General features: G+C 61.6%; 25 protein-coding genes. 20 read left to right on the forward strand and 5 right to left on the reverse strand.

Annotated features, from left to right (window positions below; genetic code table 11):
• The first annotated feature begins 45 nt into the window (after positions 1–45).
• From QM007_RS04110 to QM007_RS04120, 3 genes are read left to right on the forward strand one after another with little or no spacing between them, the layout of a single operon-like run.
• Positions 46–966 (forward strand): F0F1 ATP synthase subunit gamma, encoded by a 921-nt coding sequence (locus tag QM007_RS04110; protein WP_283490675.1) that lies wholly within the window; start codon positions 46–48, stop codon positions 964–966.
• Positions 967–1,010: 44 nt separating this feature from the next.
• A complete protein-coding gene (atpD, locus tag QM007_RS04115; protein WP_185174462.1) occupies positions 1,011–2,474 on the forward strand; it encodes a F0F1 ATP synthase subunit beta in 1,464 nt (487 codons plus the stop codon).
• Positions 2,475–2,476: 2 nt separating this feature from the next.
• Entirely contained in the window at positions 2,477–2,734 is a 258-nt protein-coding gene (locus tag QM007_RS04120) for a F0F1 ATP synthase subunit epsilon (protein ID WP_237185870.1), read from the forward strand.
• 83 nt (positions 2,735–2,817) lie between these two features.
• On the opposite strand, the gene nucS is transcribed toward QM007_RS04120, so the two are convergent.
• Complete coding sequence (gene nucS, locus QM007_RS04125) at positions 2,818–3,534, reverse strand: endonuclease NucS (protein WP_237185871.1); 717 nt, start codon at positions 3,532–3,534, stop codon at positions 2,818–2,820.
• Positions 3,535–3,591: 57 nt separating this feature from the next.
• On the opposite strand from nucS, the gene QM007_RS04130 reads away from it, so the two are divergent.
• A complete protein-coding gene (locus QM007_RS04130) occupies positions 3,592–3,933 on the forward strand; it encodes an Rv1322 family protein (protein ID WP_283490676.1) in 342 nt (113 codons plus the stop codon).
• 110 nt (positions 3,934–4,043) lie between these two features.
• Here QM007_RS04130 and QM007_RS04135 read toward each other — a convergent pair whose 3' ends face one another.
• A complete protein-coding gene (locus QM007_RS04135; protein WP_283490677.1) occupies positions 4,044–5,366 on the reverse strand; it encodes an AI-2E family transporter in 1,323 nt (440 codons plus the stop codon).
• Positions 5,367–5,516: 150 nt separating this feature from the next.
• Here QM007_RS04135 and QM007_RS04140 point away from each other — a divergent pair, with 150 nt between their 5' ends.
• From QM007_RS04140 to QM007_RS04165, 6 genes are all read left to right on the forward strand, one after another.
• Complete coding sequence (locus QM007_RS04140) at positions 5,517–6,434, forward strand: co-chaperone YbbN (protein WP_283490678.1); 918 nt, start codon at positions 5,517–5,519, stop codon at positions 6,432–6,434.
• A gap of 54 nt (positions 6,435–6,488) precedes the next feature.
• A complete protein-coding gene (locus tag QM007_RS04145; protein WP_283490679.1) occupies positions 6,489–7,379 on the forward strand; it encodes an ABC transporter ATP-binding protein in 891 nt (296 codons plus the stop codon).
• The gene (locus tag QM007_RS04150) at positions 7,361–8,980 is read left to right on the forward strand and encodes a hypothetical protein (RefSeq protein ID WP_283490680.1); all 1,620 of its coding nucleotides are present in this window, start codon (positions 7,361–7,363) and stop codon (positions 8,978–8,980) included. The genes QM007_RS04145 and QM007_RS04150 overlap by 19 nt, the downstream gene beginning before the upstream one ends.
• Positions 8,981–9,122: 142 nt before the next feature.
• On the forward strand, positions 9,123–9,413 hold the full coding sequence (locus QM007_RS04155) for a DUF3039 domain-containing protein (protein ID WP_283490682.1): 291 nt from the start codon (positions 9,123–9,125) through the stop codon (positions 9,411–9,413).
• A gap of 46 nt (positions 9,414–9,459) precedes the next feature.
• Positions 9,460–10,344, forward strand: coding sequence for a hypothetical protein (locus QM007_RS04160; protein ID WP_283490683.1), 885 nt, complete (start codon positions 9,460–9,462; stop codon positions 10,342–10,344).
• A 113-nt stretch (positions 10,345–10,457) separates the two neighbouring features.
• Entirely contained in the window at positions 10,458–12,245 is a 1,788-nt protein-coding gene (locus QM007_RS04165) for a DEAD/DEAH box helicase (RefSeq protein WP_283490684.1), read from the forward strand.
• 95 nt (positions 12,246–12,340) lie between these two features.
• Here QM007_RS04165 and QM007_RS04170 read toward each other — a convergent pair whose 3' ends face one another.
• A complete protein-coding gene (locus QM007_RS04170) occupies positions 12,341–12,967 on the reverse strand; it encodes an isochorismatase family protein (protein ID WP_283490685.1) in 627 nt (208 codons plus the stop codon).
• Between the two features lie 16 nt (positions 12,968–12,983).
• A complete protein-coding gene (locus tag QM007_RS04175) occupies positions 12,984–14,294 on the reverse strand; it encodes a nicotinate phosphoribosyltransferase (RefSeq protein WP_283490996.1) in 1,311 nt (436 codons plus the stop codon).
• Between the two features lie 137 nt (positions 14,295–14,431).
• Between QM007_RS04175 and clpS the strand changes: the two genes are divergently transcribed.
• The 7 genes from clpS (at position 14,432) to QM007_RS04210 (ending at position 19,710) form a co-directional block, all read left to right on the forward strand.
• Positions 14,432–14,746, forward strand: a complete 315-nt coding sequence (gene clpS / locus QM007_RS04180; protein ID WP_283490686.1) for an ATP-dependent Clp protease adapter ClpS — start codon at positions 14,432–14,434, stop codon at positions 14,744–14,746.
• Between the two features lie 4 nt (positions 14,747–14,750).
• Positions 14,751–15,332 (forward strand): DUF2017 domain-containing protein, encoded by a 582-nt coding sequence (locus QM007_RS04185; RefSeq protein ID WP_283490687.1) that lies wholly within the window; start codon positions 14,751–14,753, stop codon positions 15,330–15,332.
• Positions 15,333–15,458: 126 nt separating this feature from the next.
• A complete protein-coding gene (murI, locus tag QM007_RS04190) occupies positions 15,459–16,427 on the forward strand; it encodes a glutamate racemase (RefSeq protein ID WP_283490688.1) in 969 nt (322 codons plus the stop codon).
• Between the two features lie 32 nt (positions 16,428–16,459).
• Positions 16,460–17,317, forward strand: coding sequence for an MBL fold metallo-hydrolase (locus QM007_RS04195; RefSeq protein WP_283490689.1), 858 nt, complete (start codon positions 16,460–16,462; stop codon positions 17,315–17,317).
• A 120-nt stretch (positions 17,318–17,437) separates the two neighbouring features.
• The gene (rph, locus tag QM007_RS04200; RefSeq protein WP_283490690.1) at positions 17,438–18,175 is read left to right on the forward strand and encodes a ribonuclease PH; all 738 of its coding nucleotides are present in this window, start codon (positions 17,438–17,440) and stop codon (positions 18,173–18,175) included.
• Positions 18,175–18,807: a non-canonical purine NTP pyrophosphatase gene (locus tag QM007_RS04205; protein WP_283490691.1), complete on the forward strand. Its 633-nt coding sequence runs from the start codon at positions 18,175–18,177 to the stop codon at positions 18,805–18,807. Before rph ends, QM007_RS04205 begins: the two co-directional genes overlap by 1 nt.
• Before the next feature lie 21 nt (positions 18,808–18,828).
• Positions 18,829–19,710 carry a phosphotransferase gene (locus QM007_RS04210; protein WP_283490692.1) on the forward strand — a complete coding sequence of 294 codons (882 nt, stop codon included), beginning with the start codon at positions 18,829–18,831 and terminating at the stop codon, positions 19,708–19,710.
• Here QM007_RS04210 and QM007_RS04215 read toward each other — a convergent pair.
• Entirely contained in the window at positions 19,707–20,861 is a 1,155-nt protein-coding gene (locus QM007_RS04215; protein ID WP_283490693.1) for an ADP-ribosylglycohydrolase family protein, read from the reverse strand. The genes QM007_RS04210 and QM007_RS04215 overlap by 4 nt on opposite strands.
• A gap of 48 nt (positions 20,862–20,909) precedes the next feature.
• On the opposite strand from QM007_RS04215, the gene QM007_RS04220 reads away from it, so the two are divergent.
• Genes QM007_RS04220 through QM007_RS04230 form a run of 3 tightly spaced genes read left to right on the forward strand, consistent with a single transcriptional unit; the run spans position 20,910 to position 26,584 of the window.
• Positions 20,910–22,055: an exonuclease SbcCD subunit D gene (locus QM007_RS04220; RefSeq protein ID WP_283490694.1), complete on the forward strand. Its 1,146-nt coding sequence runs from the start codon at positions 20,910–20,912 to the stop codon at positions 22,053–22,055.
• Positions 22,056–25,199 (forward strand): AAA family ATPase, encoded by a 3,144-nt coding sequence (locus QM007_RS04225; protein WP_283490695.1) that lies wholly within the window; start codon positions 22,056–22,058, stop codon positions 25,197–25,199. It begins immediately after the preceding gene.
• Positions 25,196–26,584, forward strand: a complete 1,389-nt coding sequence (locus QM007_RS04230) for an MFS transporter (RefSeq protein WP_283490696.1) — start codon at positions 25,196–25,198, stop codon at positions 26,582–26,584. The genes QM007_RS04225 and QM007_RS04230 overlap by 4 nt, the downstream gene beginning before the upstream one ends.
• Positions 26,585–26,609 lie beyond the last annotated feature (25 nt).

Genomic DNA, 26,609 nt, shown 5'->3' on the forward strand with positions numbered 1-26,609 from the left:
GAACCTGGGGGAGGGGCCCTCACCCTAGGAGTGAAAGGAATCTCTATGGGAGCCCAGATTAGGGTTTACCGCCAAAAGATTACTTCAACATCGTCTATGAAGAAGATCTTCAAGGCGATGGAGATGATCGCAACCTCACGCATTAACAAGGCACGTAAGAGCGCAGAGGCCGCTAGCCCCTACGCAAATGCGCTGACTAAGGCCGTCACTGCCATTGCGACCCAGCACCACATTGAGCACCCCCTGCTTAACGCACGCTCAAAGGCTAAGGCCGGTCGCTCCGCAGTACTGGTCCTCACCAGCGACCGCGGCCTTGCGGGTTCATACTCCTCATCCGTCCTCAAAAAAACCGAGGGTCTTATTGAGAAGCTCCGCGGTGAGGGACGTGATGTCAAGCTCTACCTCATCGGTCGCAAGGCAAAGTCCTACTTTGACTTCCGCGAACGCGAATACGAGCAGGCATGGGAAGGCAACACCGACAACCCCAACATCGAGATGGCCGTTGCAGCACGCGACGCCATCCTGGCAGCCTACGAAAACGGCGACGTCGATGACCTCCACATCATCTATACCGAATTCGTCTCCATGGTCAGCCAGGAAACCCGCGTCCTGCGCCTGCTCCCCATCGCGGTAGCAGACGCCCGCGAACTCGGTGAAGAAATCCTGCCCGGCGAACGTCTCGAAGACGACCAGTTCCAGCAGAACTCAGTCTTTGAATTCGAGCCCAGCCCCAAGGAAGTTCTCGACGAGTTGCTACCCCGCTACATCGCCTCCCGCATCTATGCGTGCCTGCTAGAAGCAGCGGCCTCCGAACTGGCATCCCGCCAGCGCGCGATGAAGTCCGCAGGTGATAACGCTGACGAGCTCATCAAGAAGTACACCCGCCTGATGAACAACGCTCGCCAGGCAGAAATTACTCAGGAGCTCAGCGAAATTGTTGGCGGCGCCGACGCACTCGCCTCCTAATCCACCAGACAACTTTCCACTCTCTACATAGGTAAGTGAGAACAATGACTGCCACTCTGAACGAATCGGCTACCGCGCCGGCTCAGGGCGCAACCGGTCGCATTGCTCGCGTTATCGGCCCTGTCGTTGACGTTGAGTTCCCTGCTGGCCAGGTACCTGACATCTACAACGCGCTGACCGCTGATCTGACCCTCAACGGCACCACCCGTAAGATCACCTTCGAGACTGCCCAGCACCTCGGTGACTCACTGGTACGCGCAATTTCCCTGCAGCAGACCGACGGCCTCGTCCGCGGCCAGGCTGTAGTTGACACCGGAGCCCCCATCTCCGTCCCCGTAGGCGACGGCGTCAAGGGCCACATCTTCAACGTTCTCGGTGACGCCCTCGACGTCTCCAACGACGAAATCAAGGCCGACACCTACTGGCCTATCCACCGCGCAGCCCCCGGCTTCGCAGACCTCGAAGGTTCGACCGAGATGCTGGAAACCGGCATCAAGTCCATCGACCTTCTGACTCCCTACATCAAGGGCGGTAAGATTGGTCTCTTCGGTGGTGCAGGCGTTGGTAAGACCGTTCTGATTCAGGAAATGATTACCCGCGTTGCTCGTAACTTCGGTGGTACCTCAGTATTCACCGGCGTTGGCGAGCGTACCCGTGAAGGTAACGACCTCTGGGTTGAAATGGAAGAAGCTGGCGTTCTGAAGGACACCGCTCTTGTGTTCGGCCAGATGGACGAACCGCCGGGAACCCGTCTGCGCGTTGCGCTGACCGGCCTGACCATGGCGGAATACTTCCGTGACGTTCAGAACCAGGACGTTCTGCTCTTCATCGACAACATCTTCCGCTTCACCCAGGCAGGTTCTGAGGTTTCAACCCTGCTCGGCCGCATGCCGTCCGCTGTGGGCTACCAGCCCAACCTGGCCGACGAAATGGGTCTGCTGCAGGAGCGCATTACCTCAACCCGTGGTCACTCCATCACCTCCATGCAGGCAATTTACGTTCCTGCGGATGACTACACCGACCCCGCACCTGCAACCACCTTCGCCCACCTGGATGCAACCACCGAGCTCTCCCGTGAGATTGCTTCACGTGGTCTGTACCCCGCGATTGATCCCCTGTCCTCCACCTCCCGAATCCTGGACCCCCAGTACATCGGTCAGGAGCACTACGACACCGCAATCCAGGTCAAGGCTATCCTGCAGGAAAACAAGGAACTTCAGGACATCATCGCCATCCTCGGTGTTGACGAACTTTCTGAAGAGCAGAAGGTTGTTGTTTCACGTGCCCGCCGCATCGAGCAGTTCCTCTCACAGAACACTTACACTGCAAAGCAGTTCACCGGTGTCGAGGGTTCAACCGTGCCGATTAAGGACACCATCGAATCCTTCCAGATGATCTGCCGCGGCGATGTCGACCACATCCCCGAGCAGGCCTTCTACAACATCGGTGGTATGGACGACGTCATGCGCCGTTACGAGGAAATCAAGGCACAGTCTGGAGCCAAGTAATCATGGCACTGAAAGTTGAAGTCGTTTCCCGTGAACGAATCGTGTGGGTCGGCGAAGCCAAGTACGTGCGCGCACGCACCGTCGATGGCGACCTGGGTATCATGCCCGGTCACATCCCCACCATGGCCCTTCTCGCTGAAGACGGTGAGCTTCTGATCGAGGCAACCAGCGGTGAGAAGAAGACCACCCGTCTGCACGAAGGTTTCTTGACCGTCTCTAACGATCGAGTCACCATCGCAGCTAAGCACGCACAGATCTAACTAGATTTCTGTGATGAAAGGACGCCACCCTTCCCCAGAGATGGGGGAGGGCGGCGTCCTTATTTTTTTAGCTTTCTTCTTGTTTAGAAGAGGCGGGATTCTACGTCATCTACTCCACGCATGGCATCGTAATCGAGAGCCACACAGCGGATACCACGGTCTTCTGCCAGAGTGCGGGCCTGGGGCTTGATGCGCTGGGCAGCAAAGACACCCTGAACCGGCGCTAGCAGGGGGTCGCGGTTGAGGAGCTCTAGGTAGCGGGTGAGCTGTTCTACGCCGTCGATATCGCCCACACGTTTGAGCTCGACAGCCACAGAGACGCCCCCGGCGTCCTTAGCCAAAATATCCACCGGGCCGATTGCCGTGGGGTACTCGCGGCGCACCAGGCGGTAACCCGCACCAAGGAGCTCAATCTGTTCCGCCAGCAGGCGCTGTAAGTCGGCCTCAACGCCGTCCTTAATGAGGCCCGGGTCAATACCCAAATCGTGGCTGAGTTCCCCGTGAGTACCAAAGACACGAATGACTAGCTTGTCGTCGCTCTTGGCAGCCTGCACAGTCCACAGCTCGCTCACATCGGGGTCAAGATCCTCGGCTACCGAGGTGCCCTCGAACTCTTCGCGAGGGGAAATATGTAGACGGCAGGGCGGGCTCATCCAGTTCAGGGGCTTGTAGGAGCCGCCGTCGGAGTGAATCAGCACCGAGCCGTCGTTTTTGATCATGAGCAGGCGGGTAGCACGGGGCAGATGGGCATTGAGACGGCCCATGTAATCTACGGAACAATCAGCAATAACTAAACGCACCGTACCACTCTAACAGGTGGCTTGGGCGGGTACACCGGTGCATGAAAGAATGGGGGAATGCCTCGTCGTTCTTCATCTAAGCCCCGCCGCCCCAACTCTAACTCCGGGGCCGCCCCCAGCAAGTGGCAGAAAGCCCGCCCCGCTGGGCGTGACATTTCCCGTATCCTTGATCCCGCCCCGCGAGTGGAGCGGGCCCAAGACGGGGACTGGTATGTGCAGTACATCCCCTCCATCAATGCTCTGAAAACCTATAAGTGCCCCGAATGTGAACGGCCTATCCAGCCCGGGGTGGCGCACCTGGTGGTCTGGCAGCAGGACCACATGTTTGGTGCCCAGCGGGCTATCGAGGAGCGTCGCCATTGGCACGAGCGGTGCTGGGCAACCCGTAGATTCTGGTAGAGCCCGGTGGGTTGCAGCAGACCTGGGATGCGTTAGAAGCGCAGAAAAACCCGGTAGCGGCCCCTGCTCAAAGGCAGGGCGCTACCGGGTTAAGGAAAACGGAGGGTTCGTTAGAGCTGGTCCTGGCGGGGCACGAGTACCTCGTTGACCAGAATCAGCAGGGAGGCAGCGACGGGAATCGCGATGAGTGCACCGAGCACGCCCCAGAGAGAGCCACCGGCTACCACCGCGATAATAGCTACAGCACCGGGTACGGCCACAGCCCTGCTCATAATGCGGGGGGAGATGAAGTAGGCCTCAATCTGCAGGTAAATCAGGTAGGGGATAAGGAAGAAGAGGGCGGTCTGCCAGCTGTCGATGAGCGAGATGACCGAGACCAGGGTGGCGGCACTGACGCCACCGACCAGGGGAATGAAAGCCAGGAGCAGGACGAAGAGCATGAGCAGCTGGGCAAAGGGCACGCCCACAATCAGCATGATGATGGCGGCACAGGTGGCGTTGCAGATAGCCACGAGAGCCTGGCCCATGACGTACTGGCCAACAGAGCTGGTGATTTTTTCGGTGAGGTAGCCGACTCGTTCACGCTTGGAGGCAGGCGCCAGGCGGATAAACCAGGCCTTGATGGTGGGTAGGGAGGCGAGCACGTAGATGGAGAGGAAAAGCACGATAATCGTGCCGGTAGTGATTTCTGCCAGGGCGGATCCCGCGTTCATGAGGGAGTTCATGAAACCACTGACCACAGAGGTATCTGAGGTGACCTGTTCAAAGAACTTCTCTACCTCGGCGTCTACCGCTGAGCGGATATGGTAGCGCTCATCGAGACCCGAGAAGAGGTCGGAGTTGAGGAAGTTTTCGAATTGCTGGGGGAAACCGGTGATGAAGGAAACTGCCTGGCGGGCAATGAGGGGTACTATCCAGAAGATGAGGGCGGCGGCTACCGCAACGAAGAAAAGGAAAACGACGGTGACGCCCGCGCCACGCGGAAGACCCCACTGTTCGAGTTTGCGTACTGCCGGGTCTAGTCCTAGACCGATGAAAACTGCGCCGGTCAGCCATCCTGCGAGGGCCCCGATATTGAGCACAAAGTACATGCCCATCCAGGCAAGCCCGACCCCAACGGCCAGCATGAAACCAAAATAGATTGGGTTGCTGATGTAGAGGCCCTTGCCGGGGGCGAGAGCGTGGGTTTCTGGGGGAGCGGGGGCGGCGGCGTCCTTATTCTCTTTCAGGTGGGCCGGTTCCTCGGGCACCTGCAGGCGGTGGCGGGGGCGGGCACCCGGTATAACAGGTAGTGCGAACTTGTTGTTCTGCGTGAGCCTGCTGTTTTCTGCCGCGGTACTAGCCTCGGAAGTGGAGGGCGCGGACGCCTGCGCGTGGCTAACGCGGGGGGTCAGAGACCGCAGGAGGCGGGAGGGAGAAAAAGATGAGGACATGCTGGCTACTTGGGCTAGGGGAGCTGTTACTGAGTTCTACCTTAGCCTGATTCTGCCCTGGGCTAGAACTAGGGCAGGGGTGCCCGTTCACCGGCTGAGCTTTGGCACCATAGACAGTAGAGATATTTGTCGTTGTGAAAGGAAGGCCCAATGGCCGGGATTGACGATCAGAACCTACCCGCTTCGGTGCGAAATGCCCTGGACTTGGGAGCTACAAGCGCAGCTGAAGCTCCTTCTACACCGGCTGATGAGATAGCTGCTACCAGCTGGCGACTGGATGTAACCGATGTGGCCCAGTTCCAGCAGCTGGTGCAGGAGTCCAACCGGGGTGCCGTCATTTTTGCCCTGTGGGCACCCCACTCACCGGCTTCGGTGCAGATGCTGGAGCAGGTCGATGCCCTGGTGAACTCTGCCGGTGGTAACCTGCTGCTGGCTGCCGTCGATATCACCAAGACTCCCGAAATCGGGCAGGCCTTCCAGATTCAGGGCGTACCTGCGGCCGTAGCTGTGCTCGCTGGCCGCCCGGCCCCGCTCTTCAACGGCCCGGTTGAGCCCCAGGCCTTGACCGAGGTGCTGGGGCAGGTGCTACAGCTTGCTGCCCAGCAGGGTCTGCCCGGTGGATTCGAGCCTGTGCTGTCGGAGGCCGAGAAGCCCCTGCCGCCCCTGCACCGGGAAGCTATTGAGGCTCTAGACCGGGGCGATTACCAGGGAGCGGAAGCTGCCTACACCCGCGCGCTTAACGAGAACCCGGGCGATACGGACGCTAAAATCGGCCTAGCCCAGGTGCACCTGCTTCACCGCGTCTCTACTCTGAACCTGGCAGAAGAACGCCAAAAAGCTGCCGCCGACGCGAGCGATGTGCAGGCCCAGCTCAACGTCGCCGACCTAGATGTAGCTGGCGGGCATGTGGAGGATGCCTTCAACCGTCTTATTGCCCTCTTCAAGGCCGTGGACGCAGAGACCAAGATCATGGTGCGCGAACGCCTGCTGGAACTTTTCGAGGTTGTAGGCTCAGCTGACTCCCGCGTCACAAAGGCCCGTTCAGCCCTGATGATGGCTCTTTTTTAAGGAATCACCCTAGCGGGGGAGGGAAAGGCTCGTGATGCTGGGTACAGTGGAGATATGGCACACGAGAACCTTCCCCCGCAGAATAAACCTTACGACCAAACCCACAACCGGCCTGAAGATGCACCCGGCAGCGGCTTTACTGAGCCGGTTTCAGCGCCGGTAGAAGCTGAAGTGGCAGAGGCCAGCAGGGGCAGCGCAGCCCTGGAAATCGCCAACCTGGTGAAGGTCTTTGGCCAGCAGGCTGCGGTAGACGGAGTCAATCTCACCGTACCCCGAGGCTCCTTCTACGGGCTGGTAGGGCGCAACGGCGCAGGTAAGACCACCACCCTCTCCATGGCAACAGGCCTGCTCAAGCCCACCGCCGGGCAGGTACTGGTGGGTGGCCTGGACGTCTGGGCCAACCCCCTAGATGCTAAACGCCGGGTAGGCGTGCTGCCCGACGGCGTCCGCCTCTTCGATAAGCTCACCGGCGAGCAGCTCCTCACCTACGCCGGCCGCCTGCACGGGCTCGATAAGGCAACCGTGGCTGAGCGAACCCGCGACCTGCTCACGGCTATGGACCTGATCGGGGCCGCCGGCCTCAAGGTCTCCGACTACTCAGCCGGTATGACCAAGAAAATTGCCCTGGCCTGCGCTATGATTCACGCCCCCTCTCTGCTGGTGCTCGACGAGCCCTTCGAGGCGGTGGATCCGGTCTCGGCATCGAACATCCAGGATATTCTCAAGGCCTATGTGGCAGGCGGCGGCACCGTGATTATCTCCTCCCACGTCATGGACCTGGTTCAGCGCCTGTGCGACCACGTTGCCATTATGAACGCCGGCCGTATTTTGGCCTCTGGCACCGTGGAACAGGTGCGCGGTGGAGTATCGCTAGAAGAGCGGTTTGTTGAACTGGTGGGCGGACGCGTTGTATCGGAGGGAATCTCATGGTTACAGTCCTCCTAAAACTCAAAATCGACCACTTCCTCGCTATTTTCCGTAACGGGAACGCCTGGGCTATCGTGGGCCTGGTCTTTGGCCTGCTCTACGGGCTCGTCGCCCTGGTGGTCGTGGCCGGTTTAGGTTTCACCCTGCAGAACCCCGCCGACTCCCTACTGATTCTGGGGCTGGCCGGTGGCCTGCTGACCCTGGCCTGGTGGCTGATACCCCTGGTTGCAGCCGGTGCCGACCCCACCCTTGACCCGGAGCGCCTCGCCCCCTATCCCATTACCGTCCGCCAGCTCATGGGCGGCCAAGCCCTAGGGGCTCTGATTGGGGTGCCCGGTGCGCTGACGGTACTAGCCGTCCTGGCTCTGATAACCTCCAACTTCTACTCGCTAGCGGCTACCCTGGCTTTTATCCCGGCAGGTTTGCTGGGCCTTACCCTAGCCATTCTGGGCGGACGCCTGACCGCGGTAGCCTCTATACCCCTCCGCTCGCGACGCTCAGTGAGTAACGCCCTCACCCTTCTTGCCTTTGCGGCCCTGATCTTTGCCGGGCCCCTGATGCTGGCGACTATCACGGGCATCACCAGCAATACCGAGCAGCTCCGGCAGATTCTCGGCTACCTGCAGTGGAGTCCTGTAGCCTCAGCCTGGGCCATTGCCCCGCAGGTAGGAGCCGGCCACTACGGCCTTGCTCTAGCTCTTACCGCGCTCACCCTGGTCTACTGTGCCCTGGCCTGGTTCATCTGGCAGTTCTTTGCGGCCAAAACTATGGCCAGCGTGGGAGATTCCGCCGGGGTACGGGACGAAGGCAAAACCCTGGCCCAGGGTAATCTGGGGCTTCTTGGGCGCTTCCCGGCCACCGTGCGCGGGGCTATCGCCGCCCGTACCCTCGACATGATGCTCCGGGATTCCCGGACCAACCTCAACGTGCTCATGATGCCGCTCATGTATATCTTGATGGTTTTTATCTCGGGAAGCTTTATCGTCTCAGCGAACGGGGTAGAGGAAGAGATGACGAACCCCATGGCCTTCGTCATGGCGGTCGCCTTCATACCGGCGATGGCAGGCTACTCCCAGTCTGCCCTGGCTTCTTTTGAAGGTTCGGCCTTCTCCCTGCACGCCCTCTCACCCCTGCGCGGTATAGATGACAGGCTGGGGCGGGCCTACGGCATGATGCTGCTCTACCTGCCCATGATTGTGCTGGGCACCCTGGCTTTTGCCTTCCTGACCGGCCACGCCACCTGGGCCCTGCCCCTGCTGGTGAGCGCCCTGGGAACCTACTTCATCGCCAACGGCATAGCCAACTACCTGGACACCACCTTCAATGCACCGGTAGTACCGCCGGGAACCAGCCCCTGGAAGACCCCGGAACAGCCTGATGGCATGGCTAAGACCATGGTACGGGGTTTTATCATCTTTATCCCCATGGCTCTCTCACTACCGACCCTCATCGGTATGGCTGCTACCGACATTGTCGGTAGCCTGCTCTGGTTCTGGCTGGGCGCCGCCGTCACCGCCCTGATTGGGGTAGCAGCCTTCTACCTGGGCGTCCGCGCTGGAGCGAAAAACTACGAACAGCACGTAGCAGACATGTACCAACGAGTAGCCCGCTACAGCTAACCCACCCCTCAATCTGCTAGAAACAGGCAAGCCACCAGCGGCGTCCGGCCCCTGCCCCACAGCAGGAGCCGGACGCCATCTTGACGGGGGCACTACACTGGTAAACAAGACCAACCCGCTCTGAATCTCAAGGAGACCCGGCATGTCATCGATTCCCGGCATCGAAGACCCCTTCCCCGAAACCGCCCACTCCGGCGGCACCGCCCTGCTGGAACGCGAAGAAGTCCAGAACATCGAACCCGGCGACCACGAACGCTTCGCCCACTACGTGCGCAAAGAAAAAATCATGGAGTCCGCCCTCACCGGCAAGCCCGTGCGCGCCCTCTGCGGCAAAAAATGGACCCCCGGCCGTGACCCCGAAAAGTTCCCCGTCTGCCCCGAATGCAAGGAAATCTACGAGGGCCTTGCACCCGGCGACAACGACGAAAACTAACCAACACACCATCACTCGCTTAGAACCACACTCTAAGGAAACACACATGACCTCACCCCAAACCTCACGCCGTACCCTGGCCGCAGCCGGCCTCTGGGCGGCGCCCGTTGTTGCGTCCTCAGCCCTTGTGCCCGCCTACGCGGCTAGCACCAGCGTTACCGTCCCCACCCTGACCGTACGCTGGGGGCTCTTCTCCCAGATCGCAATCGAGGACGCCAGCGCCGGCTACAACACCAACGTCGGCGTAGCCTCAACCTTCGGCGGCACCAGCAACACCAGCGGTGACGTTCAGTTCGATGACTCTACCGGTCTCATTGCGGACGCCCCCACCGGCCTGGTCGCCAACGGCGAGGGAACCTTCACCCCCGGCGGTAGCCTGGGCGGCTTTAACTCCGGCACCTACGGCGGCACCGGCCTCTGGCTCTCCAGCCCCGAAGACACCACCGGAGCACCCGTAGCGGGCACCGCCGTCCTTGCCGCAGGAGCCTCCTTCCGCCTGGACTACGTGGTCACCTTCCCCAACGGCTGGGACCCATTCCCCATCGACAGCGTCCGTGACGGCGTAACCCGCCACCTGGTCAAGCAGAGCGGCGGCAGCGCCGTAACCGCCACCGGCGTCAACAGCGCCGAAATGACCGCTACCTATGGCACCCAGGCAACTAACGGCCAGCAGCAGACCGTGAGCGTCACCTACACCACCAACGAGGCCATCACCCTCACCTCCGACGGCTCAAACACCTCAACTCTGGCCCAGCTGCTGCTCAGCCAGGCCCAGGTCTACTTCACCAGCAACCCCGAAGCTGACGTTGAGGTCGTCCTCACCGTGGTGTCCGGTGCCATCGTTATTAACGCTACCGACGGCCGAAACGAAACCATCAATCTAGCCGGTCAGACCCTGAGCAACCTGCTACCCGCCCTGCCGGTAGCCTAGTCAACTAGACTCATCGAGAGATGACTCATAGCCCCATTCGTTCCCGAATGGGGCTAAACTTTTGTGGTGCCCAAAAACTGTGAGGGCAAAACTGAGGGAAGGGAAGATACGAGATGAACGACAGCCAGTTACCGCTCTTTGGCGAAGGTTCCAACCCGCCCCTGCCCCCGGCCTACCCCGACCGCGCAGCCTGGGGAACCGCGCCTAAGCTCCGTGCCTGGCAGGCCGAAGCCATGACCAAGTACTTCACCGAGAACCCCCGCGACTTCATGGCCGTGGCAACTCCCGGCGCAGGTAAAACTACCTTCGCGCTCACCGTCGCCAAAGAACTCTTCAACCGCGGCACCATTAACCGCATGACCGTGGTTGCCCCCACCGACCACCTCAAACGCCAGTGGGCCGACGCCGCCGCCCGCGTCGGCATCTCCATCGACCCTAATTTCAAAAACTCCGACGGCACCATGGGGCGTGGCTATCAGGGCGTTGCCCTCACCTACGCCCAGGTTGCTAACAAGCCCATGCTGCACCGGGCCCGCACCGAAAACGGCCGTACCCTGGTGATCATGGACGAAATCCACCACGCCGGTGACTCTCTCTCCTGGGGCGATGGCCTGCGCGAAGCCTTCGAACCGGCCACCCGCCGCCTAGCCCTGACCGGCACCCCCTTCCGCTCCGACACCGCTGCCATCCCCTTCGTCCAGTACGAGGAGGACGCCGACGGCATCCGCCGCTCAAAGTCCGACTACTCCTACGGCTACGGCCCTGCCCTCAAGGACCACGTCGTGCGCCCCGTCATCTTCATGGCCTACTCCGGCCAGATGCGCTGGCGCACCTCGGCCGGTGAAGAAATGGCCGCCAACCTGGGGGAGGGCTTTACCAAGGACGTCACCGCCCAGGCCTGGCGCACCGCCCTCAACCCCGACGGCGAATGGATCCCCACCGTGCTGGCCGCAGCCGACAAACGCCTGACCGAAGTGCGCCGTACCGTCCTTGACGCCGGTGGCCTGGTCATCGCAACCGACCACGCCGACGCCCGCGCCTACGCTAAACAGCTCCAAAAAATTACCGGCGAAAAACCCGCCCTGATTCTCTCTGACGACAAAGAAGCCTCCAATAACATTGAAGAGTTCTCAGCGGGCCTGGCCCGCTGGATGGTCGCCGTCCGCATGGTATCTGAAGGTGTGGACGTCCCCCGCCTAGCCGTCGGCGTCTACGCCACCTCAACCTCCACCCCCCTCTTCTTCGCCCAGGCTATTGGACGCTTCGTGCGCTCGCGAAAGCGCGGCGAAACCGCTTCGGTCTTCTTGCCCTCCGTGCCCCAGCTCATGATGCTGGCCAACGAGATGGAAACTGAACGCGATCACGCCCTCGACCGCAAGGGAGATACCGACGAGGTGATTGACCCCCTCAACGAAGGCCTAGACGACCACCTCATCGAAGAAGCCAACAAGGAAGAAGTAGCCAGCGACCAGCTCACCCGCGGCAAATTCGAAGCCATCGGCTCCCAGGCATCCTTCCACGGGGTGCTCTTCGACGGCGCCGAATTCTCCACCGGCGGCCTGGAAGTTGGCTCCGACGAAGAGCAAGACTTCCTCGGCATCCCCGGCCTACTGGACGCCGACCAAGTAGGCACCCTGCTCCGCGCCCGCCAAAAAGACCACGCCTCCCGCCGACCGGCGTCTGCCGCCCCCCAGGTAGTCGACCACCGCCAGCTCAAAGACCTACGCAACAAGCTGGCCAAGAACGTCGCCGCCTGGGCAGCCCGCACCGGCAAACCCCACGGCTCAATTCACAACGAACTACGCCGCATCTGTGGTGGGCCCGCTGTCGCTCAGGCCTCAGCAGAACAGCTCCAGGCCCGCCTAGATAAATTGCAGGACTGGTTCGTGGGGCGTAAGTAGGAGCTCAGTTGAAGCAGCCACCATAGACCCAATCCCGAGCCTGCCTGCTGTGATCACAACCACTAGCCCCTGTGAAAATCTAGCCCTCAGAAGACCTAGAGAACCTCGGTTACCGTTACCCCGGCGTCCTCCAGCTCATCGCTGACATCATCCAGTGAGTCCTCATCCACCGAAGCCGTCAAATCAAGTAGTACGCGGGTCTCATACCCTGCATCCACCGCGTCCAGCGCAGTAGCCTTCACGCAAAAATCGGTGGCGATTCCCACCACATCAACATCGGTGATGTCGCGCTCAGCTAGCCAATCATCGAGAGACAGCTTAGGCGTATCGTCCTGAGCCGGGGCACCGGCCTCGCGCTCACCGGTCATCACCGTATCCTCAGGGGCCAGTAGACCCTCAAAGCCCGAGTAGGCAGCCTCAAACTCACCCTTGCGGAAGTAGGCCTCAATGTAGTCGGTATCCAAATCCTCGTGTAGCTCAGCCCCGCGGCTTTCCGCCTTACAGTGCACCGGCCAAGAGTCCTTGAAATCGGGGTTTTCAGAGAAATGGGCGCCAGGGTCAACATGCCAGTCCTGGGTGGCAACAATCGCTTCGTAGTCGCCGTGGTGGTTTTCTACAAACTCGCTAATGAGGGCAGCAACCTCGGCGCCGCGCTCGGTAGCGAGTGAGCCACCGGCGCAAAAATCGTTCTGAACATCAACAATAATGAGTGCTTTGGACATCGTGTAATCCTTCGTTTTAGGAAACAAATTCTGTGGGAATGACCGGGTCACCGGGGGAGAGGCGGGTAGCTGCAACCGGTAGTTCGGCGAGGGAGCGGGCATGACGCTCGGCCGCACGGCGTACGCTCTCAGCCCCGGTAAAGCCAGGCTGAATCTGCCCATCGACCACCAGGTCCACCATGAGTGGGCGGTCGTTGGCGTCGGCAGGAGCCTCGATATCAAGGCCAACCACCTCTGCGGTAGCGGTGCCTGCGGTATTGAGGCGCCGAACGGCGGTTTTCTTGCCCCCCACAGAGGTCTTACCTGAGGACGCCTTAGCCACAGGCTCCATGACCCCCTGCGAGTTCTCACGCAAGACCACCTTGTAGACCATGGACGAGGTGGGAACCCCGGAGCCCGTGACCAGCTTGGTGCCCACCCCGTAGGCGTTGACGGGGGCTGCAGCTAAGGACGCGATGGCGTACTCGTCCAGGTCACTGGTGACGGTAATCTTGGTGCCGGTGTTCCCCAGCGCATCGAGCTGTTCGCGTACCTTCTGGGCCTGGGCCACCAGGTCGCCAGAATCAAGGCGAACAGCTCCAAGATCCTGCCCGGCCAGCTCAACGGCGAGGTTCACGGCCTTCTCAACATCGTAGGTATCGACCAGCAGGGTGGTGCCCACCCCCAGGGACGCCAGTTGGGCCTCAAAGGCCTGGCGCTCTGAGTCGTGCAAGAGGGTAAAGGCGTGGGCGCTGGTACCGACGGTGTGGAGTCCGTAGCGGCGACCAGCCTCAAGGTTAGAGGTGGCGGTAAACCCAGCGATGACGGCGGCGCGGGCGGCAGATACAGCAGCCTGCTCATGAGCCCGGCGGGAGCCCATCTCCAGGCAAGGACGCTTGCCGGCGGCAACCGTCATACGGGAGGCTGCGGTGGCAACGGCAGAATCAAAGTTAAGGATTGAGAGGATAAAAGTCTCGAGCAGGCAGGCCTCTGCAAAGGATGCCTCAACCTGCAAGACGGGAGAATGAGGGAAGAAGACCTCACCCTCGGCATAGCCCCGGATAGAACCTGCAAAGCGGAAATCGGCAAGATAATCTAGGGTCTCTTCATTGACCACCTTGCGGGAGGCTAAAAACTCAAGCTCCTCGGTATCAAAGCGGAAGTTCTCTAGCCCCTCAAGCAACCTGCCGGTGCCGGCTAATACGCCGTAGCGGCGTCCGCCCGAGAGCCTGCGGGTAAAGACCTCAAAGACGGTACGGCGGTGGGCGGCGTCCGAAGCCAGGGCAGCCTGAACCATGGTCAGCTCGTAATGATCGGTCAGGAGGGAAGTTTTTTGAGTCACGGGTATAACTTTATCCTTTTGTCTGTGCCTAAGCCCAGCCCTGTCCCTCAGCTTTGCTTGCTCCCACAGTGAACGAGCTGAGGTAAGAGAGATGGAAGAGCCCTATGATAGATAAGGTACAAATGACCTAAGGAGTACGCCCTATGCCTTCGGCTGCCTCAGCCACCGACACCCTGGCAGATCTTGAGCTCGATCTAGCCCTAGACGAGAGCGCCCAGCTCAACCTGCCCTGGGCTGTGATTGTCTGGGATGACCCGGTGAATCTGATGAGCTTTGTGACCTATGTGCTGCGCACCCAGTTTGGCTACAGCACCGAAAAGGCCCACCAGCTCATGATGCAGGTCCACACCGAAGGTAAGGCCACCGTCTTTAGCGGCTCCAAAGAAGAAGCCGAGAGGCACACCACCGCCCTGCATACCTGGGGCCTGTGGGCAACCATCGAACAGGTAGGTGCATAGTCTTATGGCAGAACCCTTTACCCCAACCTCCCGTGGCATTACCGCCCGCTTCACCCCTGAAGAGGTGCAGGTGCTCACCCGCCTGTTTGAGGACGTCGCTCTGGCGCTGGAGCCGGAAGAAGACCCCAATGCTGACCCCCTAGCGGCCCTGGTGGGGATTTCTGAGACCGCCAGTGTTCCCAGTGACCCCGCTGTTGCCCGCATGCTGCCGGTGGCGAGCGATGACCCGGAAGTTGCCGACGAATACCGCCGCTTCACCGACCTTTCCTTACGCCGGGCCAAGATTGAACACCTCACCCAGGCATCCATGGATCTGCAGGCCGGGGTTGTGCGGCTAGATACCGAGCGGGCCAATAGCTGGGCCGCTGCCCTCAATGATGTGCGCCTGACCCTGGGCACCCGCTTAGGGATTAACAGCGCTGAGGACGCCGACCGCATCGGCGAACACACCGACTGGGGCAGTGTAGAGAGCACCGAAGACTACATGGCCCTGCTTTACAACTTCGTCACCTGGTTGCAAGAAAGCCTCATGCAGAGCCTCCTGCTGGGCTTGGACGACGCCGGGGCGGGGTCGTCCGCACCGTAAATAATCTTTCATGACCGATTGTGACGCCCCGTGCGGGCACCGGGGCGTGATAGACCACTCAAAAGCCGATCGCTGCGATGGGCGCCCTACAGTTTTCTTCAACCTTTAGCTAATGTCAGGTGTGTAATGAGCGAAACTAACCCGAAACTCGTAACCCCCTGGGGTAGTCAGGTGCTTGCCGAACCCACCGCAAGCGCCCCCATCGGCGTGTTCGATTCGGGAGTGGGCGGCCTGACCGTTGCCCGCGCTATCATGGACCAGCTCCCGCACGAGTCGGTGATTTACGTGGGCGACACCGCCCACGGCCCCTACGGCCCCCTGACCATCGCCCAGGTGCGTGCCCACGCCCTGCGCATTATGGACGAGCTGGTGGACTCCGGAGTCAAGCTCCTGGTGATTGCCTGCAACACGGCGTCGGCCGCTGTGCTAAGGGACGCCCGCGAGCGCTACACCCGCAAGTACGGTATTCAGGTGGTTGAGGTTATCCAACCCGCCGCCCGCCGCGCGGTGGCGGCAACCCGCAACCGAAAAATCGGCGTCATCGCCACCGAAGCTACCGTGACCTCCCGGGCCTATGAAGATACCTTCTCGGTCATGAGTGACCTTGAAATCTACTCGGTGGCCTGCCCCCGCTTCGTAGAGTTCGTTGAAAAGGGCATCACCAGCGGCCCCGAGCTACTTGAGACCGCCGAAGAATACCTGGCTCCCCTCAAAGAGGCCGGGGTCGATACCCTGGTGCTGGGCTGCACCCACTACCCCCTGCTCACAGGCGTCATCTCCTACATCATGGGGGACGACGTCACCCTCGTGTCGTCCTCGGAAGAGTCGGCTAAGGACGTCTACAAGGCCCTGCTGCGAGCTGGCTTAGAGCGCCCCGCCGTCCTGCCCCCCTCCCACGAATTCCTGGCCACCGGTGAAACCGAAACCTTCGAGCACTTAGCCCGCCGCTTCCTGGGCCCCGAAGTCGCCAAGGTGCGCCACACCAACTCCGTGGCAGAACGATTCCCCACCGGCTCCCTGGCCGTTGTTCCTCCTCACCTCCTCGCTCCAGAAGCGACCACCCCACGTATCACCATCGCCACAGACACACCCTAAAGCACAGACACACAGAAGAAGGGAGACCACTCATGCGATTGACCGTCATAGGCTGTACCGGCTCCTTCCCCGGGCCCAACGCAGCGGCCAGCTGCTACATGGTCTCGACCATTGATGACCTGGGCAAGACCTGGCGTATTATCGTCGATATGGGCAACGGCGCCCTGGGCACCCTTCAGTCCCACATCAACCTCGAAGATATCGACGCCATCCTGATCTCCCACCTGCACCCCGATCACTGCATCGACCTCTCAGGGCTACACGTGGCGGTCAAGTGGAACCCCAATGGCTGGTCTAAGGGACCCATTCCCCTCTACGGGCCCAGCGATATCCACCAGTACCTGGTCAACACTCACGGCCTGCCCATCGAACCGGGCATGCACACCGAGTTCGAGTTCCACGAATGGAATAACCACGCCGAAGTCAAAATCGGCCCCTTCACCGTGACCCCGCACGTGGTCGTACACCCCACCAAAGAACCCTACGCCCTGCGCATCGAGTGCGAAACCAGCGAGGGCAAGACCGTGCTTACCTACTCCGGCGATACAGACTCCTGCGTCGGTCTGATTGAAGCTGCACGCGGCGCCGACCTCTTTCTCTGCGAGGCGGCCTATCAGGAGGGCCGTGATGACGCCTTACGCGGCATCCATCTCACCGGAAAACGTGCAGGCCAAGCTGCAGCCGAAGCGGGCGTCCGCAATCTGCTGCTGACCCACCTACCCATTTGGAACGACCCGGCCATCGCCTTGGCCGAGGCCCAATCTACCTTTGACGGGCCTATATCGGTGGCTGAGGCTTCTGCAACCTACCGGGTTAACCCCCGCCGCAGCCCCGAAGAATACGAGAGTAACCCGCAGACAACGACCCTGAACGTTATTGGTCGCCACTAGGGTTTCTAGCTTCACCTACAGGCTTGGCTCACCGGTATCTAGATAACACGGGCGCGACAAGTGCCCGTGTTTTTGTGTGCCCTGGGCTAGAGACGATAGGCTGAATCCATGACAGAAAACATGGCAGCACCCACCCTGCGCGGCGACGGCCGCACCCCTGACCAGCTCCGCCCCATCACCGTGACCCGCGGCTGGTCAAAGAACGCCGAAGGCTCGGCTCTGATTGAATTCGGCAACACCCGGGTGCTCTGCACCGCCTCCCTGACCGAGGGAGTGCCCCGCTGGCTCAAGGGCCAGGGTACCGGCTGGGTCACCGCGGAGTACGCCATGCTCCCACGTGCTACCAACACCCGTAACTCCCGCGAATCGGTCAAGGGAAAGATTGGCGGCCGCACCCACGAGATCTCCCGTCTGATTGGTCGGTCCCTGCGTGCCGTCATCGATACCGCCGAGCTGGGCGAGAACACTATCGTGCTCGACTGCGACGTACTCCAGGCGGACGGCGGCACCCGCACCGCCGCTATCACCGGCGCCTACATCGCCCTGGCCGACGCTATCAAGTGGGCCCAGACTCAGGGCATTATCCCGGCCAAGGCCAAGCCCCTCACCGGCTCTGTTGCCGCAATTTCTGTGGGCATCATCGACGGCCTACCCATGCTGGATCTGCCCTACGAAGAAGATGTACGCGCCGAGACCGACATGAACGTGGTCGTCACCGGCGAAGGCAAGTTTGTTGAGGTACAGGGAACCGCAGAGGGCGCCCCCTTCGACCGCGACGAACTGAACTCCCTGCTCGACTTGGCCCTGCACGGCACCGCGCAGCTAGCCCGGATCCAGCGCGAAGCCCTGGAGGACTAATGCCTGCTAAAATCGTTCTTGCCACCCACAACCAGGGGAAACTACGCGAGTTCCGCGAGATGTTGCGCGGCGCTATCGAGGGGCTGGACGTTGACACCGAGGTGATTGACGCCGGTGCAGCAGGTGCCCCCGACGTGGTTGAAGACGGCGTTACTTTTGCCCAGAACTCCCTCTTGAAGGCCCGTGCGGTAGCTGCGGCTACCGGCCTGATTGCTATTGCCGATGACTCAGGCCTGTCGGTCGACGTGTTGGGCGGTGCCCCCGGTATTTTCAGTGCCCGCTGGGCAGGTAAGCACGGGGACGATGAAGCCAACCTCAACCTGCTTTTAGCGCAGCTATCGGATATCGCCGATGAACACCGCCGTGCCCGCTTTGTCTGCGCAGCCTCGATGGTCACCCCGGGCGGTCTTGAGGTTGTTGAAGAGGGGGAGCTTGCCGGAACCCTGCTGCGCGAGCCCCGCGGCGAGGGCGGTTTTGGTTATGACCCAATTCTTGTAGCTGACGGTTTTACCGGTGAATACGCTGGTCTTTCCTGTGCCCAGGTTCCGCCCGGGGTCAAGAACGCTATCAGCCACCGCAGCCAGGCCCTGGCTCAGCTTCTTCCCCACCTACAGGCCGCCCTGGCCCAGTAACAATCCTGTACGAGGTACCCTATGGCAGCGCACCTTACACTCCTTGAACAGATGAAGGCTCTTCCCGTGGTCACGGCGGTGATGGAGCAAGCCGGTTTGAACATACCCCGCGACCGCTGGGACGTCCGAACCACCGGCTCTGCCCACATCATCGTCAACATGGGGGCGGAGCTGAGTGTACGCATTGCCAAAACCCAGCAAACCGGGCACCTGGTGGCTCGTCGCACCGAGATCCTGCGGCGGCTGCCCCAGGATCTTCCCTTTGCGGTACCCCGGCCTATTACCCGGGTCATTACCCGAAACGGCTTCACCGCTGTAGGGCTGACCTGGATCAAGGGCGAGCCCCGCCTGCAGGGCTCGGCCCCGCCCAAGCAGCTTGCCACCCTGGTCAAAGCTATCCACTCGGTAGATTTCAGCGGCTACGGGCCCTACCTCGATATGGTGCACGAGCACTGGGGCGGGCGTGATAACTGGGAGGTACTCCTGCGCGAGCAGGTCGTACCCCAGCTGCTCACCGGCGCCCAGAAGGTAGCCCACGCAGCCATAGACCGGGTACTGGCCCTGGAACCCGCCTCACCGGTTCTTGTCCACGGCGACCTAGCCGGTCACAATATGCTCTGGAACGGCGATAAACTGGTTGGCGTTATTGACTGGGATCACGCCTCGGTAGGAGACGCGGCCGTTGACCACGCCGCCCTGGGCAACTTCTACGGCTGGGATTCCCTCTCTAAAGCGCTCGATGAAACCCAGCTGGAACGCGCCAAAATAGCGGCCCGCCTGCTACCGCTCCAGTCCCTGGCCTACACCATGCGCAACGGCATGGGCGGAGCTATCCAACGCCTGGCTGTGGAGCGCGCCGACGAATGGTACCTGGACCACCGCACCGAGGTACTTGCAGCTTAGGCAACTACCCTAAGCTGCTTAAACCAAGCTGCCTCAACCAGGGCCAGCGCTTCAGTTGCGTCGGTTGTGTATGCAGGTAGGGCACCCTCGCCCCAGAGCGCTCCGAGCAGGGAGCCAACCAGGGCTCCGAGCGAATCTGAATCACCGGTGACAGCTATAGTAGCACCCAGCGCCAGAGCAACCGCCTGCTGCTGGCTTAGTTTTCCCTCAGCGACATCCGCCTCTGCTCGCAGGGCTAAGAAGAGGGCGTAGCCGAGCACATCGGGGGCTACCAGGAGTTCGCCGAAGTGGGGGCGGACGTCCGCCACCTGCGCCCCTTGCTGAGCCAGGCGGACGGCAGCGCCCAGTGCCGCGCGAGTACGTTGAGCATCACCGGGCAGAGTCTGGCTTTGCTCGACCGTGGCCAGCCAGGCCAAAACCTGCCGGGTACAGGTTTCAAGTACACCGACCTGCGGGTTCGTTTCCCGGCCCTTCTCAGAGCCCTGCTCATGACTCCCCAGCAGGTAGCGGATCAGCAGTGCATAGGCACTGGCTGAAATAATCGCCTCGGGGTGACCGTGGGTGAGGGCCGCGGCGTGGGCAGATAGCTTGATGACGGTAGCGTCATCGGCCACCGGCAGGTAACCGAAGGGGGCAGAGCGCATGAGCGCCCCGGTGCCCAGGGCCTGCGGGTTGATGTTTTTAGAGATAAACTGCATTTCCCCCTCAGCTAGGGCCGCTAGGGTCGCCTTACCTGGGCCCCGCTGCTGGCGCATCATCTGGAGCGCATCGAGGGGGCGGGGAAGGGAGTAGGGGGCATTCTCGGGTGTAGGGTGACCTGTGCCGGTGTACCAGCGAAGATAAGCTAGCCAGATACAGGCCAGCTCATCGGCTGCCTGGCCCTCGTTGTTCCACTCCAGTACCTCTGTCAGACCGTCCAGGGTTGCCAGGGTGAGCTGGGTGTCGTCTGAAACGAGCAGGGGTTTCTGGGCGATAGCCGCGATAAGGTCGGCTCCTGTACGCCCACCCCAGCGCTCAGCAATCTGCTCCTCTGTTAGGGTTTCAGCGGGGTAGCCCAGGGCGTCCCCTAGAGCAGTACCCAGCAGGGAGCCACGCAAGGCCGACTGGTAGGCGGGGGAGAGGGCATCGGGGGCAGGAAAAACAGACGTCATGCTCCCTATTCTAAAGCGGGGTTAGAACAAGGCCACTAAACTAGTGGTATGCGTATCTTGCACACCTCAGACTGGCACCTGGGTCGTACCTTTCACGGTACCTCCCTGCACTCCTATGCCGAGCAGCTACTCGATGAGCTGGTGACTCTGGTTCAGGAACAGGGCATCGACGTGGTGTTGATCAGCGGGGACGTCTATGATCAGGCCCAGCCCCGCACCGAGACCGTGCAACTTTTTGACCGTACCCTGACCCGCCTGGTGCAGGCCGGGGCACAGGTGGTAGCAACGAGCGGTAACCACGACTCAGCCATTCGCCTGGGTTTTGGTTCTTCTTTGCTGAGTGCTGCGGGCGTGCACCTGGTGACCTCGCAAACCCAGGTGGGCCAGCCCGTCCTGCTGTCCGCCGGGGGTATTGAGGTGGCCTTTTACGGCATACCCTACCTAGAGCCGCGCCCGATTGCTGCCCGCTGGGGCACCGAGGCCAGCCACGCGAGCGTGCTGGCTGAAGCCATGAGGAGGGTAGAAGAGGACGCCGCCACTCGCCAGGTTGCCGCCACGGTGGTGCTTGCCCACTGCTTTGCCACGGGTTCAGAGCCCTCAGAGTCAGAACGCGATATCTCGGTAGGCGGGGTACAGCAGGTGCCCGCGAGTACCTTTGCCGCCGCCAGCTACACAGCCCTGGGGCACCTGCACGGGCGGCAGAAAGTCACCGATACCGTCAGGTATTCCGGCTCTCTTTTGGCCTATTCTTTCAGCGAGCAAAACCACCGTAAGGGGGGCTGGATTATTGACGTAGCCCCTGATGGAACTACCGAGGTGAGCGAACATACCTGGCAAACCCACCTGGTGCTCAAAACCCTCAAGGGCACCCTTGATGAGGTGCTTGCCGAAAGCACTGTGCAGGCCTACGGGCAGGCTTTTGTCAGTATTACCCTGACCGATGCTGAGCGCCCAGCCGCTGCCCTCGATAGACTCAAAGCCCACTACGAGCACGTCCAGGAACTTTTCTTCGCCCCCGAAGGCGCTGAGAGACGCCAAGAGCACAGCTACCGCCGCACCCGCGAGAGCCAGAGCGTTCAGGCTATCTGCGAGTCCTTCTACGAGCACGTGCGCGGTCGTGCCCTCAACGAGGCTGAAACCACCTATCTCATCGACGTCCTAGACCAGGCCCGCACCAGGGGAGCGAGCGACTAAATGCGAATTCACCGACTAGAACTGACCGCCTACGGCCCCTTCCCGGGCACCGTCACCATCGATTTTGACGATCTCAACCGAGAGGGTATCTTCCTGCTCAACGGCCCTACCGGTTCGGGCAAGTCATCTATCCTCGATGCCATCTGCTACGCCCTTTACGGTTCCACCTCGTCGGGGCGCACCGACCTGAAATCCCGTTTCGCTGAGCCTCACGTGCAGCCTCGGGTGCTGCTGGATTGCACCATCGGCACCGACCGCTACCGGATTGACCGTAGCCCGGCCTACGAGCGCCCCAAGAAACGCGGTGAGGGCACTACCACCGAGCAGGCCAAAACCCTGATCGAGAAGTTCGATGCCGCCACCGGCAGCTGGGAACCAGACCCTGCCATCACCCGCCACAAGGACGCCGGCGACTTCATGCTCTCCGTGCTGGGCCTCAACGCCCAACAGTTTAACCAGGTTATGCTGCTACCCCAGGGGCAGTTCCAGCGTTTCCTGGTCGCTACCTCCGGGGAGCGGGAACAACTGCTTAAGCAGCTCTTTGGCACCGAGGACTTCGAGAAGGTACAGGACCTGCTCCACAGATACGCCAAGGACGCCGCCGCTGCAGCCGAGGCTGCCCAGCAGGATGTGCGGGTGCTAGAGCAGCGGGCAGAACGTGCCGAGCAGGCAGCCCGGGCCGACCAGGCCCAACGGGCCCTGGGGCAAGAGGTAAACGAAGACAGCGAAAGTCCTTCCACTCCCGAAGACTCCGGGCCTAGCTCCGTAGCGGACCTGCCCGACCACCTGCGCCAGGTACTTAGCCAGCTGGCAGATCTCATTCAGAGTCTAGAAGAGCGGCGGGACAAAACCGCCCACGAGCTCGAAACACTGGCAAACGAGCACACCGAAACCGCCCAGCTGCAAAAAGACTGGGTCACCTATCTCAAGCTCACCCAGGAACAGGAAACCCTGGCAAACGAGGAGAGCCAGATAGCTGCCAGCCGCACCCGCCTCGAAGAGCACAGGGTAGCTGCTGAGATTCTGCCTCGGGTAACAGCGGCTGAACAGGCAGCAACCGCCTATCAGCAGGCAGCAGAGCGAGCAGAAACCCACCTGGACAGTACCCGCAGGCTCCTGGCGTCCGCCCGGGAAAACCTCACCGAAACCGCCCTCGAATACGACCTACTCACCCAAGCCCAGGCCGCACTCGAAACCACCCTTACCGACGACACCAGCCAGCAGCTGAGCGAACTCACGAGCACCCACATCGACCAGCTCACCCGCTACCAGCAGGCAGAAAAAGACATCGCAAACCTGGCCGCTCAGGCACAGACCAGCACCAACAACCTCAAGGGCCTGACCACCCGCCGCACCCAGCTCACCCAGGCCCTAGAAGAAGCCCAGCAGAGCCTCACCCAGCAGCGCCAGGACTACGAGAAAACCGAGCAGGCTACCGCCCGCGAAGAAGCTGCCCGCGCCCTGCTGGCCCAGGCCCGCGACCGGGTCACCGCTGCCGACCGACTCACCCAGGCCCGCACCAACCTCGAAGCCGCCCAGCGGGCCTCCCAAGGTGCCGAAGAAAGCCGACGGAAGGCCTCCGCCCAGACCGAAACCCTGCAGCGCCAGCGCTTTGACGCCGCCGCCCAGATTCTGGCCGAAACCCTCACCGATGGCCAACCCTGTAGCGTCTGCGGCTCCACAGACCACCCCGCCCCCGCCAGCTACGACCAAAACACACCACCCGTCACCGAAGAAGCCCTCACCCGCGCCAAGCACCAGCGCGACGTGGCAGAAGCAAAAGCCCAACAGGCGCTCGCCGCCCTGAGCGCAGCCCAGAGCACCCTCGGCCAGCTGGTAGAGCAGGGCACACCCGAACCCGAAGAAGCCCGGACAGCCCTTACCGCTGCCCAGGAGAGCCTCAGCCAGGCCCAGGCCCAGGTCGCCCACCGCAAGACCCTCGCCCAGCGCATTGCCACCGCCGAAGAAACTCTTGAGACCAGCCGGGCAGAGCTGGCCGAAGCCGAACGCCAGCACACGAGCGAAGAAGCCAAACTGCACCAGCTCACCGGCCAGCAAGAAAGCCTTGAAGCCGAGCTAGCGCCCCACCGACAGGGCCCCGGCTTCGCCGACCGTATCGCCGCCCTCAACCGGTTGACCAGGCAGCTGCCCACCCTGCTCGCCGCCTACGCCGATCGGGAGCGGCAGGCCCAAGCCCAGGCGTCCGCCCAGGAAGAACTGAACAGCGCCCTGCGCGAGGCCCAGCTCAAGGACGCCCAGCAGGTAAAAGCCCAGCTACTCACCAAGGCCCAGGCCAGCCAGCTAGAGCAGCAGATCACCACCCACCGCGACCGCACCCTGGCGGTCACTGCCCAGCTCACTAGCCCCGCCCTGGCAGCTATCGCCCAGCTCCAGGCGGACGGCGGTCAGCCACCTGCCCCCGAACAACTAGCCCAGCTCAAGGCAGCTATCGCCCAGCTCAGCGCCCAGCGCGATAGCTTCATTAGCCATGCCACCCGCCTCACCGGTGCCCGCGAGGAGCTGCACGAGGTGCTGAGCCTGCTCGAAGCGACCCTAGAAAAGAGCCACCTTCTACTGGAAGACGCCCACCTCAAACATGAACTCGCAGCGACCGCCACAGCAGCCCCCGGCAGCGATAACCGCCTGAATATGACGCTGACGTCCTACGTGCTGGCCTACCAGCTCGCCGAGGTCGCCGAGGCAGCCAGCGAGCACCTCGAAAAAATGACACACGGCCGCTACCGCCTGGAACACACCGACCGGGCAGAAGGGCGCAACAAGAAATCCGGCCTGGCCATCGATATCTTCGATGCCTGGCATAACGCTAGCCGCCGCCCCGAAAGCCTCTCAGGCGGCGAAACCTTCATGGCCTCCTTGGCCCTGGCACTGGGTCTTGCAGACGTCGTACAGCAGGCCAACGGCGGTATCGACATCGACACCCTCTTCGTTGACGAAGGCTTTGGCTCTCTCGATGATGAAACCCTCGAAGAGGTCATGACCACCATTGACTCCCTGCGCGAGCGCGGGCGGGTCATCGGCCTCATCTCGCATGTGGCCGAGATGAAGAACCGCATTAACAAGCACATCGTCCTTACAAGCTCGCCCCAGGGATCCTCCCTGGTCGCAGATGCAGGAGCAGCGTGAGCCCCCACCGTAACCCCAAGAATCGCAGCTCTTCTCCCCGCACGGGGCTGGGCTACCGGCGTGACCGCCAGCGGTCCAGTAGCCCTGACCTGCGGAATAACCTGCGGGAGAGCGTCACTCGCCTGCGTATTTCAACCGAGTACGCCCGCACCCGTATCCGCGACCTGCTGCTGGCCCACGGCTGGCGCTTCCTCTTCTTCTCCCTGCTCATGCGCCTGCCCGCAGCTATGGTGATGCTGGCGGTGATGATGATGCTGGCCGTGCAGAATAACGAGGCAACCCTCGGCGGGTACGCTGCCGGTACGGTGGGATTGAGCGCGGCTCTCATGGTGCCGGTCTACCGGTCTATTTCTGAGCGCTGGGGCCAGCGAAGAATTTTCTTTGCCGTTACCGTGCTCAATATTCTGGCCCTGATGTGGCTGATGCTGGAGTCCCTGCGCTTTGCTGAGACCAGTAGCGGGTCTATCGTCCGGTTCCTCGCAGCCTGCGCGGTGACGGGCGTGACCACCGTGCCGCTGGGGGCGATGATGCGAAGCTACTGGAGCGCCGAGTACCTCACCACCAAGGACCGCCGTAAGCTCAACGCGTCCATTTCGCTTGAAACCATGTTCGACGTCATCGCCCTGCCTGCCGGGGCCGTGATTGCCGGTATGACCACGGTCTTTTTGACGGCCCAGTCAGCCCTCTTTGCGGTGATTGTGCTTGATGTGCTGGGCCTGCTCATGCTGCTGTGGCGCCCGGAAAATCTACCGGTTGAGACCCGGGACGTCAGCGGGGGCAACCGCCGCAAGCCCCTGCGCGGTGTCAGCCGCTCCCTGCTCTGGATACCCCAGCTGGGCACCATCTGCTTGGGTCTGTCCCTGGGTGCTACCCAGGCAGCTATCGTGGCCTACGCCATTTCAACCGACCAGATAGGCGTCACCGGCTTCTTGATTGCCCTCCTGGGCTTCTGTGCGGTGATTTCTGCCCTATTTGTACTCTTTGAGCGCCTGCCCATGTTCGGGTGGGGGGCCTGGCTGGTGAGCGGGGTGTGCCTGACCCTCACCGCTATGACACTGTCTCTGCCCACCTCAGCTGTGGGTATGGTGATTCCTCTGATCAGCGTGGGTCTTGCCTACGGTATTTGCCTGGTCACCATGGACTCGGTGGCCACCAGCCTCTCGGTACGTAAGAACCTGGACTTGGCTCTTTCTACCCTGCAGGCCTGTTCTCTGGGCGGTATCGCGGTGGGGTTCGTGTGGGCAGCCGATTTGAGTGGCTCCTACAGCTACCAGGTTGCCCTGATTATTCCTCTCATCGCCGCTGCGATCTACTTTTGCCTGGGGCATCTCTACGGGTTCTTGTGGCGTCGCACCTACGAGGAGCGCCTGGCCCTGCTGCCCTAGCGCGTCCTCTCACCATTCCGAGCAC

This window comes from Rothia sp. SD9660Na (assembly GCF_030064065.1).
In the GTDB taxonomy this organism is placed as follows: Bacteria; Actinomycetota; Actinomycetes; order Actinomycetales; family Micrococcaceae; genus Rothia.

Coding starts and splice junctions, on each gene's coding strand:
- QM007_RS04160 (WP_283490683.1), top strand. CDS start 9,460: ATGACCTCACCCCAAACCTCACGCCGTACCCTGGCCGCAGCCGGCCTC.
- atpD (WP_185174462.1), top strand. CDS start 1,011: ATGACTGCCACTCTGAACGAATCGGCTACCGCGCCGGCTCAGGGCGCA.
- QM007_RS04140 (WP_283490678.1), top strand. CDS start 5,517: ATGGCCGGGATTGACGATCAGAACCTACCCGCTTCGGTGCGAAATGCC.
- QM007_RS04195 (WP_283490689.1), top strand. CDS start 16,460: ATGCGATTGACCGTCATAGGCTGTACCGGCTCCTTCCCCGGGCCCAAC.
- QM007_RS04185 (WP_283490687.1), top strand. CDS start 14,751: ATGGCAGAACCCTTTACCCCAACCTCCCGTGGCATTACCGCCCGCTTC.
- QM007_RS04215 (WP_283490693.1), bottom strand. CDS start 20,861: ATGACGTCTGTTTTTCCTGCCCCCGATGCCCTCTCCCCCGCCTACCAG.
- QM007_RS04170 (WP_283490685.1), bottom strand. CDS start 12,967: ATGTCCAAAGCACTCATTATTGTTGATGTTCAGAACGATTTTTGCGCC.
- QM007_RS04210 (WP_283490692.1), top strand. CDS start 18,829: ATGGCAGCGCACCTTACACTCCTTGAACAGATGAAGGCTCTTCCCGTG.
- QM007_RS04135 (WP_283490677.1), bottom strand. CDS start 5,366: ATGTCCTCATCTTTTTCTCCCTCCCGCCTCCTGCGGTCTCTGACCCCC.
- QM007_RS04150 (WP_283490680.1), top strand. CDS start 7,361: ATGGTTACAGTCCTCCTAAAACTCAAAATCGACCACTTCCTCGCTATT.
- clpS (WP_283490686.1), top strand. CDS start 14,432: ATGCCTTCGGCTGCCTCAGCCACCGACACCCTGGCAGATCTTGAGCTC.
- QM007_RS04120 (WP_237185870.1), top strand. CDS start 2,477: ATGGCACTGAAAGTTGAAGTCGTTTCCCGTGAACGAATCGTGTGGGTC.
- QM007_RS04130 (WP_283490676.1), top strand. CDS start 3,592: ATGCCTCGTCGTTCTTCATCTAAGCCCCGCCGCCCCAACTCTAACTCC.
- QM007_RS04110 (WP_283490675.1), top strand. CDS start 46: ATGGGAGCCCAGATTAGGGTTTACCGCCAAAAGATTACTTCAACATCG.
- rph (WP_283490690.1), top strand. CDS start 17,438: ATGGCAGCACCCACCCTGCGCGGCGACGGCCGCACCCCTGACCAGCTC.
- murI (WP_283490688.1), top strand. CDS start 15,459: ATGAGCGAAACTAACCCGAAACTCGTAACCCCCTGGGGTAGTCAGGTG.
- QM007_RS04205 (WP_283490691.1), top strand. CDS start 18,175: ATGCCTGCTAAAATCGTTCTTGCCACCCACAACCAGGGGAAACTACGC.
- QM007_RS04145 (WP_283490679.1), top strand. CDS start 6,489: ATGGCACACGAGAACCTTCCCCCGCAGAATAAACCTTACGACCAAACC.
- QM007_RS04165 (WP_283490684.1), top strand. CDS start 10,458: ATGAACGACAGCCAGTTACCGCTCTTTGGCGAAGGTTCCAACCCGCCC.
- QM007_RS04155 (WP_283490682.1), top strand. CDS start 9,123: ATGTCATCGATTCCCGGCATCGAAGACCCCTTCCCCGAAACCGCCCAC.
- QM007_RS04225 (WP_283490695.1), top strand. CDS start 22,056: ATGCGAATTCACCGACTAGAACTGACCGCCTACGGCCCCTTCCCGGGC.
- QM007_RS04220 (WP_283490694.1), top strand. CDS start 20,910: ATGCGTATCTTGCACACCTCAGACTGGCACCTGGGTCGTACCTTTCAC.